At 64.7% G+C, this 8,150-nt stretch carries 8 protein-coding genes; all 8 read left to right on the top strand.

Features of this window, described 5'->3' with window-relative positions; translation table 11 throughout:
• Positions 1-211: hypothetical protein (locus VGE27_RS11075; RefSeq protein ID WP_331049715.1), on the top strand; the 211-nt coding region annotated here is incomplete at its 5' end.
• Between the two features lie 31 nt (positions 212-242).
• Positions 243-1,145: an amidohydrolase family protein gene (locus tag VGE27_RS11070; RefSeq protein ID WP_331049714.1), complete on the top strand. Its 903-nt coding sequence runs from the start codon at positions 243-245 to the stop codon at positions 1,143-1,145.
• Positions 1,142-1,942 carry a hypothetical protein gene (locus VGE27_RS11065; RefSeq protein WP_331049713.1) on the top strand — a complete coding sequence of 267 codons (801 nt, stop codon included), beginning with the start codon at positions 1,142-1,144 and terminating at the stop codon, positions 1,940-1,942. The genes VGE27_RS11070 and VGE27_RS11065 overlap by 4 nt, the downstream gene beginning before the upstream one ends.
• A 305-nt stretch (positions 1,943-2,247) precedes the next feature.
• Positions 2,248-2,865, top strand: a complete 618-nt coding sequence (locus VGE27_RS11060; protein WP_331049712.1) for a cytochrome c3 family protein — start codon at positions 2,248-2,250, stop codon at positions 2,863-2,865.
• A gap of 19 nt (positions 2,866-2,884) precedes the next feature.
• Positions 2,885-5,926, top strand: a complete 3,042-nt coding sequence (locus VGE27_RS11055) for a molybdopterin-dependent oxidoreductase (RefSeq protein ID WP_331049711.1) — start codon at positions 2,885-2,887, stop codon at positions 5,924-5,926.
• Between the two features lie 11 nt (positions 5,927-5,937).
• On the top strand, positions 5,938-7,365 hold the full coding sequence (gene nrfD / locus VGE27_RS11050) for an NrfD/PsrC family molybdoenzyme membrane anchor subunit (protein WP_331049710.1): 1,428 nt from the start codon (positions 5,938-5,940) through the stop codon (positions 7,363-7,365).
• Positions 7,365-7,865, top strand: a complete 501-nt coding sequence (locus tag VGE27_RS11045; RefSeq protein ID WP_331049709.1) for a DUF3341 domain-containing protein — start codon at positions 7,365-7,367, stop codon at positions 7,863-7,865. Before nrfD ends, VGE27_RS11045 begins: the two co-directional genes overlap by 1 nt.
• Positions 7,866-7,884: 19 nt before the next feature.
• Positions 7,885-8,150 (top strand): hypothetical protein (locus VGE27_RS11040; RefSeq protein WP_331049708.1); only part of this gene is annotated, 266 nt, incomplete at its 3' end.

Here is an 8,150-nt window from a genome sequence, read left to right as displayed (position 1 = left end):
CGGCCCGCCGGTGATGTGGCGCCTCGTGGCCGATGTCGCCGAACAGCTCGATGCACTCGTGGCCGCCGCGGCACGGGCCGGTGTGTTGCTCAAGCGCGGGGCGTATCAGTTCGGCGCCGTGGCGCACGATGACGCGGCCTGCGATGAAGTCGCGCGCATCTTACCCGATGTCATGCAAAGTCTCGTGCCTGGTCCGCGCATCACGGGCTGAAGCTGCTCAATCGCATTTCTCTTCCCTGCCCATGACCGCATCTCCTCAAGCGAGCCATGCCAACGCGGCGGCCACACCACTCGGCGGCTCTGAGCCGCTGATCGATCCACACGCGCACTTCCACACGCCGCACACCAATCGGGGTGACTGGGAGCGATACAATCAGTCACGTCTCGACGCCGGCGATCGCATCGGCGTGCGGTGTCATGTGGCATCCGTGCTGGGATCGTGGGGATACACGTCACCGACATACTTCGCGTCGCCGGCCGATCAGACCATCGCCAACGACTGGATGTTCGACTTCGCCGCCGCGCAGGGGGCACGCGTGAAGGCGTATGTCGCCGTGAATCCCAACTACACGGCGCACGCGCTCGCCGAAATCACACGCGGTATTGCACGCGGTGCGATCGGCATCAAGCTGGCAGCGGGGCGTCGGGCCGACGATGTATTGCTCGACGACATCGCACAGGCCGCCGCCGACGCGGGCATGCCCGTGTTGCATCATGTGTGGCAACATCGTCGTCGCGATTGGCCCAATCAGGATGCCTCCGATGGCGTCGAACTCGCGCGTCTCGCGGCGCGGCACCCCAAGGTGACGTTCCTGCTCGCCCACATTGGCGGCGGCGGTGACTGGGCACACACGTCGCCCGCTGTGCGCGACGTGCCCAACATCGTGATGGATCTCTCTGGCAGTGGTATCGATCGGGGCATGATCGATCATGCGTTGCAGTGGGTGGGAGCGAAGCGACTGCTGTGGGCCGCCGATCTCACACTGTGCACTGGTCTCACCAAGCTCCGGGCACTGGCCTACACGGGTGCCTCCGTAGACGACATCGCCGACATGCGGTGGCGCAATGCCGTGCGGATCTTTCCGGCCGGTGCTTTCGATCGTGCCGTGACACCCAGCAAGCCATCGGCCGGAGCCTGTCTGTGAACACCACCCACAAGCCCATCGATGTCAGTGCATGGATTGGCGGATATCCGTTCCGCGACATTCCGCACCCCGAGCCGGAGATCCTCGTTCGCGTGCTCGAGCGCGAAGGATTCGGTGGCGCGTGGGTGGGCCATTTGCCCAGCACGTTCTTTCGCGATCCGGAACCGGGCAATCGCGCGCTGTATGCCGCGCTCGCGCCACACCGTGAATGGTTGCACCCCGCGCCACTCATCCGGCCGGACTGGCCTCGTTGGGAAGAGGCGCTGCGCATCGCGCGTGACGAGGGCGCGCACGCCGTGCGCGCCTGCCCGCCGCAGTGGGGCCTCGGACCCGGGCACCCCGCCATGGCCGAGCTGGCCCATGCCTGCGGTGAAGCCGGCCTGGTGCTTCATCTGACGGTGCGCTTTGAAGATCTGCGCCAGCGTCATCACCTCGATGCGGCCGGAGACCTGCCTGCTGCGTCCGTGCGGGCGATAGCGCGGCTCCAGGGCTCGGCATGCCGAGTGGTGGTGGCGGGCGGCAGCCGCGAGCTCATCGAAGAGGTGCATTGGGGGCTCACGCCGGAAGAACAGGCCCGCGTTTGGTACGATTGGCACTGGGTATGGGGGCCGCCAGAGGACCACTTCGCAAATCTCGTCCGCACCATCGGCCCAGCCCGGCTGACCTGGAGCAGCTGGTGGCCGCTGCGGCTCACGCAGCAGGCCAGGGCACTGGTCGATCTGTTGCCAGCCGACCTGTCGCACTGTGAGCCGCACTTCGCCGATGGCCGCTCGATTCAGGTTCCCACCGCCGATTGAGTCGTAACGCAGCGCACGAAAGCCGTCCCCGTATCGATCGCGACTGCAAGCAAGCCATTCTGTGCGCAAACCCGCATTTTTCACTCGGGTATCTACGCACGTTGTTGTACGCTTTACACTTGCGTACAAATACGGGGCCGGTAATACTTCGCGCTTGCAAGAAACGAGTTGACAGCGACTTACACGGCTTCGGCCGTGGCCACAGCGCATGACACGAGCATCGCCTTTGCACCGCGGCAGAGGGACGTTCGTTGTCGTGCATGTCGTGTGTCTTCCGCCACCTACGCCTTCCCGGCCCAAAGTCGATGACGGTCAAGAAGAAGTGGACGGTGATTCCCGGATTCCTCGCGCTGGCCGCGGCGGCAACGCTGCTGTCGGCCTACAGCGGCGCGTCGTCGTCGCAGGGGCTTCGCGTCGAACAGCCGGTCAAGTTCGTCCATGCGCCGCACGTGCAGAAGGCAGGCATGAACTGCCTCTACTGCCACAGCGCCGCCAACAAGTCACCCGATCCGGGTAACGCCTCGGTTGCCACCTGCATGGGCTGTCATACGCTCGTGAAGGCGCAGTCGGCTGAAATCAAGAAGGTTGCCGCGTATGCCCAGAAGAATCAGCCGATTCCCTGGAACCGCGTGCACAAGGTGCCGGACTACGTGCAATTCCCGCACTTCCGTCACGTGAACGCCGGCGTCACCTGTCAGTCGTGCCATGGTCAGATCCAGAACCAGGGCGCGCAGGGACCGGATACCAATTATGTGCCCGTGCAGCAGGTGAACTCGCTCAACATGGGCTGGTGCATCAACTGCCACGTGCAGGGCTACAAGCCTGCTGAGGGTGCGCGCCTTGCTGGTGAAAAGGTGACGCCCGAGCTGGAAGCGATGCCCCCGAAGAAGGCGCGGTACGATTGCGCCGTCTGCCACTACTGATCATCGACCCTCCACAACGATGACCACAGAAGCGGGGACCGGCGTCAAGCGCCGCGAGTTCCTCAAGATCCTCGGCGCCACGGGCGCCACGACGGCCGTGGTCGGCTGCTCCTCCGAAAAGGTGGGCAAGCTGATCCCGTACGTCACGTCGCCTGACAACACCGTACCTGGCGTATCGCAGTACTACGCCACGAGCTGCCGTGAGTGTGCAGCCGCCTGCGGTGTGCTGGCTGAAGTGCGCGATGGCCGCCCGATCAAGTTGGAAGGCAATCCCGAGCACCCGCTGAACCGCGGCGCCATCTGCGCGACCGGTCTGGCGGGCATTCAGGGTTTGTACAACCCCGATCGGTACCGCTCGCCCATGGTGCGTGAAGGCAACGCGCTCAAGCCCACCACCTGGGACAAGGCCTACGAGCTGCTCGCGCAGAAGCTCGGCGAGGTCAAGTCGAAGGGGCAGGCTGGCAACGTGGTCTTCGTCAATCAGCACGAGACGGGCACGTTCCCCGGCTTCCTCGATCAGTGGCTGAAGGAGCAGGGCATGCCGGCGCATCTGAGCGTCGACAGCACCGCGCCCATCGCGACGATCGCCGCCAACCAGAAGGCCTACGGCACCGCGTGGCCCGCGCTCAACTTCAGCGCGGCCAAGCTCGTCGTGAGCTTCGGTGCCGACTTCCTCGATGGCTGGGGCCACAGCGTGCCGCAGCAGCTCGACTGGGCCGATGCCCGCTCGAAGCTCGATGTGGCGCCGCGTCTCATCTACATCGGCGCCCGCCGCTCGCTGACCGGCCTCAACGCGGATCAGTGGATCGCCGCGAAGGCTGGCAGCGAGATGGCCATCTGCGCCGCACTCGCGGGCACCGGTTCGGCCGCTGCCGCTGCTGAGGCGGCCAACGTGCCGGTGGCGACCATCGAAGCGCTGGTCAAGGCCGTCGCGGACGCTGGCAACGGCATCATGGCGCTCTGCGGTGTCACCGGAAACGACGCCGTCGAATGCGGCGTGATGGTGGCCGAGATCAACAAGAAGGGTGGTGCCGTCGGCACCACGATCAACACGGCGAAGGCGCACGGCTCGTACACGGGCCTCGCGTCGTACGCGGACCTCGCGGCTGCCGTGAAGAACATGGACGCCGGCACGGTGCCGCTCGCCTTTGTGCGTGGCGCGAACCCCGCGCACACGATGCCGAAGTCGGCGGGCTTTGCGGCCGCGTTCGCAAAGGTCGCGTTCAAGGTCTCTTTCTCGTCGATGCCCGACGAAACGGCGCAGATGGCCGACCTCGTGCTCCCCGACAATCACTGGCTCGAGAGCTGGGGTGATGCGGTCGGTGAGAACGGGCAGATCAGCCTGCAGCAGCCGACGCTCGACCCGGTGTTCGACACGCGCTCCACGTCGGATGTCCTCATCGACCTGGCCAAGAAGGATCAGGCGCTTGCCGCCAAGTACAACGTCGCGGATTTCCGCACGTGGTACATCAGCAAGTTCCCGGGCGGCGCATCGGGCTTTGCCACCGCGCTGACCAAGGCCAGCGTGGCGGGCGCACCGCTCGTTGCCACCACCACCCGGACGCTCGCGGCCACCGCGACGCCGGTGGCTGAAGGCGCTGGTGATTTCTTCGTGCAGGTCTACCCGTCGCCGACGCTCGGCGATGGCGCGGGTGCCAACAAGCCGTGGCTCCAGGAACTTCCGGACCCGGTCACGAAGATCGCTTGGCAGTCGTGGATCGAAGTGCACCCCTCCACGGCCAAGAAGCTCGGCATCAAGGAAGGTGCGCACCTCACGATCGAAACGGCGGCCGGCAAGGTCACCGCTCCGGCGTACATCTATATGGGCGTGCGTGCCGATACGGTCGGCATTGCGCTGGGTCAGGGCCACACGGCCTACGGCCGCTTCGCGCAGAACATCGGCGTCAACGCCTACGACCTCGTGTCGCACGGCTGGGACAGCGCCGGCGGTCTCGCGATCGGTTCGGTGAAGGGCAAGGTCACTGTGTCGGCGGACAGCTCGCCGCTGGTCACCACCGAAGGCTCTGCCCGTCAGCATGGTCGTGGCATCGCGCAGGCGATGACGCTAGCCGCCCTGCTGGGTCAGGAAGCTGAGGACGAACACGGACACCACAACATCCCGGGCTTGCCGTCGCAGGATTTCCGCACCGGCCTCAAGGCGCCGATCGCGGCCGACGCGCAGGGTGAGTACGCCAATCCCCTCGCGAAGGATAAGGGGATGTACGACGCCGGCCACTCGAGCAAGATGGAGAGCCGCCGCTGGGCGATGACCATCGACCTCGCGCGCTGCACCGGTTGCTCGGCGTGCGTGACGGCGTGTTACAGCGAGAACAATATCCCGACGGTGGGGGCGCCCTATCAGGGTCGTGCACTCAGCCCCGTCACGTGGGATGAGCGCCCGGGCGCGAACATCATCAAGGGCCGTGAAATGGCCTGGCTGCGCATCGAGCGGTACTACGAAGGCAACGAGAACACGGAGAATGAGTTCTCGCCCGACTTCGAGACCCGCTTCGTGGCCATGATGTGCCAGCACTGCGGCAATGCGCCGTGTGAGCCGGTGTGCCCGGTGTACGCCACGTACCACTCGCCAGACGGCCTCAACGTGCAGGTGTACAACCGCTGCGTCGGCACGCGCTACTGCAGCAACAACTGCCCGTACAAGGTTCGCTACTTCAACTGGTTCGGCTACGGCGAACCGGAACGTCGCCAGTACGCCTGGCCGGAGCCGATGCACTGGGGGCTCAACCCCGATGTCACCGTGCGCGGCAAGGGCGTCATGGAGAAGTGCTCCTTCTGTGTGCAGCGTATCCGTGAAGCGGAACATCGTGCACGGGCCGAGGATCGAGATCTCAACCCCGACGAGTTCACGGTGGCGTGCGCGCAGGCCTGCGCTTCACGGGCCATCATCTTCGGCGACGCGGCGGATGAGAACTGGACGGTTTCGAAGCTCGCCTATGATCGGCGCGCCTACCACGTGTTCGAGGAACTGAACGCGTATACGGCGGTCGTCTATCTCAAGAAGGTCAACTATCCGGCGCCGGCTGCACCGGCGACGGCCTGAGGAGCGCACGCATGGCATCCGTCGCACATCCGGTGCGTGAGGGCATCCGTGGGCCGAACATTGCATCGGCCGACGTGCAGCTCCCCGCGGTCCGTGATTACGAGCAGGTCGATCGCGATATCATCGCCACCCTGGGATTCACCAAGAAGTGGTTCCTGGGGTTGTCGGTGGCCGTGCTCGCCATGCTCATTGGCGCATCATCCTGGATCTACCAGATCTACTGGGGACTCGGGCAGGCGGGTTACGAACCGCCGGTGATGTGGGGTAACTACATCATCACGTTCGTTTTCTGGGTCGGTATCGGTCACGCCGGTACGCTGATCTCCGCCATTCTGTATCTCTTCCGCGCCGGCTTCCGGACCTCGATTTATCGAGCCGCTGAAGCCATGACGGTGTTCGCCGTCATGACGGCAGGTCTCTTCCCGATCATTCACATCGGGCGTCCGTGGAAGTTCTTCTGGCTGATTCCGTATCCGAACTGGCGCCTCCTGTGGCCGAACTTCAAGTCGCCGCTGGTGTGGGACGTCTTCGCCATTTCGACGTACCTGACCATCTCGACCACGTTCCTCTTCATCGGCTTGATTCCCGACATCGCGGTGCTCCGCGATAAGGAAACCAACCCGATGCGGAAGCGGATCCTCAGCATCCTCTCGCTCGGTTGGCGTAACAGCGACCGCGAGTGGCGTCACTTTGCGAAGGCGTACCTGTTCCTCGCCGCCTTCTCGACGCCGCTGGTGCTCTCGGTGCACTCGGTCGTTTCCTTCGACTTCGCCATGGCGCTGACGCCGGGCTGGCACGCCTCGATCTTCCCGCCGTACTTCGTCGCCGGTGCCATCTTCTCCGGCTTCGCGATGGTGTGGACGATTGCCATCCCGATGCGGAAGTGGTTCAAGCTCGAGCACTACATCACGCTCAATCACCTCGACGCCACGGCCAAGGTCGTGCTCTTCACGTCGCTCGTGGTCGGCTCGGCGTACCTGATCGAGTTCTTCATCGCCTGGTACAGCAGCGTGCGCGCGGAGCAGGAGTTCTTCTGGAACCGCGTGTTCGGTCAGTGGTGGTGGGCGGCCTGGACGCTGCTCCTGTGCAACATGGCCATGCCCATGTCGCTCTGGTCGCAGAAGCTCCGCCGCAACCCGACCTGGCTGTTCATCCTGTCGCTGTTCATCAACCTCGGCATGTGGTTCGAGCGCTTCGTCATCGTCGTGCCGTCGCTCTCCCACGAGTTCGAGCCCTGGCAGTGGGGTCACTACACGGTGAGCTGGGTCGACATGTCGTTCCTCGTCGGCTCCTTCGGTTGGTTCTTCATGTGGTTCCTGCTGTTCGTGAAGCAGCTGCCCGTGATGGCGATCGCCGAGCTCAAGGAAATCGTGGCGCCGCGCATGAAGCACGGCCACGGACATGGTCATGACCATCATCATGCCGGAGGGCACGAGTGATGCGCGGCGTAACTGGCGCGTTTCATGAGCTCGACACCACGGTGGCGGCCATCGAGGATCTGAAGAAGAAGCGCCTCGGTGATGTCACGGTGTACTCGCCGACCATTCGGCATGAGCTCGATCATGCGATCGACGCCCCCGTCTCCGTCGTCCGGCGTTTCACGCTGGTCGGCGGCCTGCTCGGGGTGAGCTTCGGCTACTGGATTGCGATCTGGTCGTCGAACTACTGGCCGCTCGTTGTGGGCGGCAAGGCGTTCGCGTCGTGGATCCCCTATACCATCATCGGCTTCGAAGTGATGGTGCTCGTCGGCGCACTCTCCACGGTCGCCGGCATGTTCATCAACTCGCGCATCCCGCGCCTCACGACCACCACCGGATATGACGCCCGTTTCTCGGGTGGCTACTTCGGCATCTTCATCGCCTGCGACGCCGCCAAGGCCGATCAGGCGGAAGCCCTGCTGCGCCAGCACGGCGCAGCGGAGGTGCGACGTGAAGCCTGATTCCCTCCATATGACTTCCGTGACACGCGTCCTGCGCCTGTCTTCTGCGGTCGTGCTGCCGGTCGCTTTCGGTGCCTGTAACTGGTTCACCGATTTCAAGACCCAGCCCAGCATCAAGCCGTGGGAGCCGGTCTCACAGCTCGAGTCCGACACTACCACCCCGCCGCGCGGCCAGCCGCGTTACAGCGTGCCCATGCAGGGCATGACGGTGGCGGCGTTCCAGATCAGCTACGCGCCGACCATGCAGGCGGTCGACTCGTTCTCGGTGGTGCCGAATCCGCATCT

Source organism: Gemmatimonas sp. (assembly GCF_036405635.1).
Lineage (GTDB): Bacteria > Gemmatimonadota > Gemmatimonadetes > Gemmatimonadales > Gemmatimonadaceae > Gemmatimonas.
This window is presented reverse-complemented; position numbering and strand designations above follow the sequence as displayed.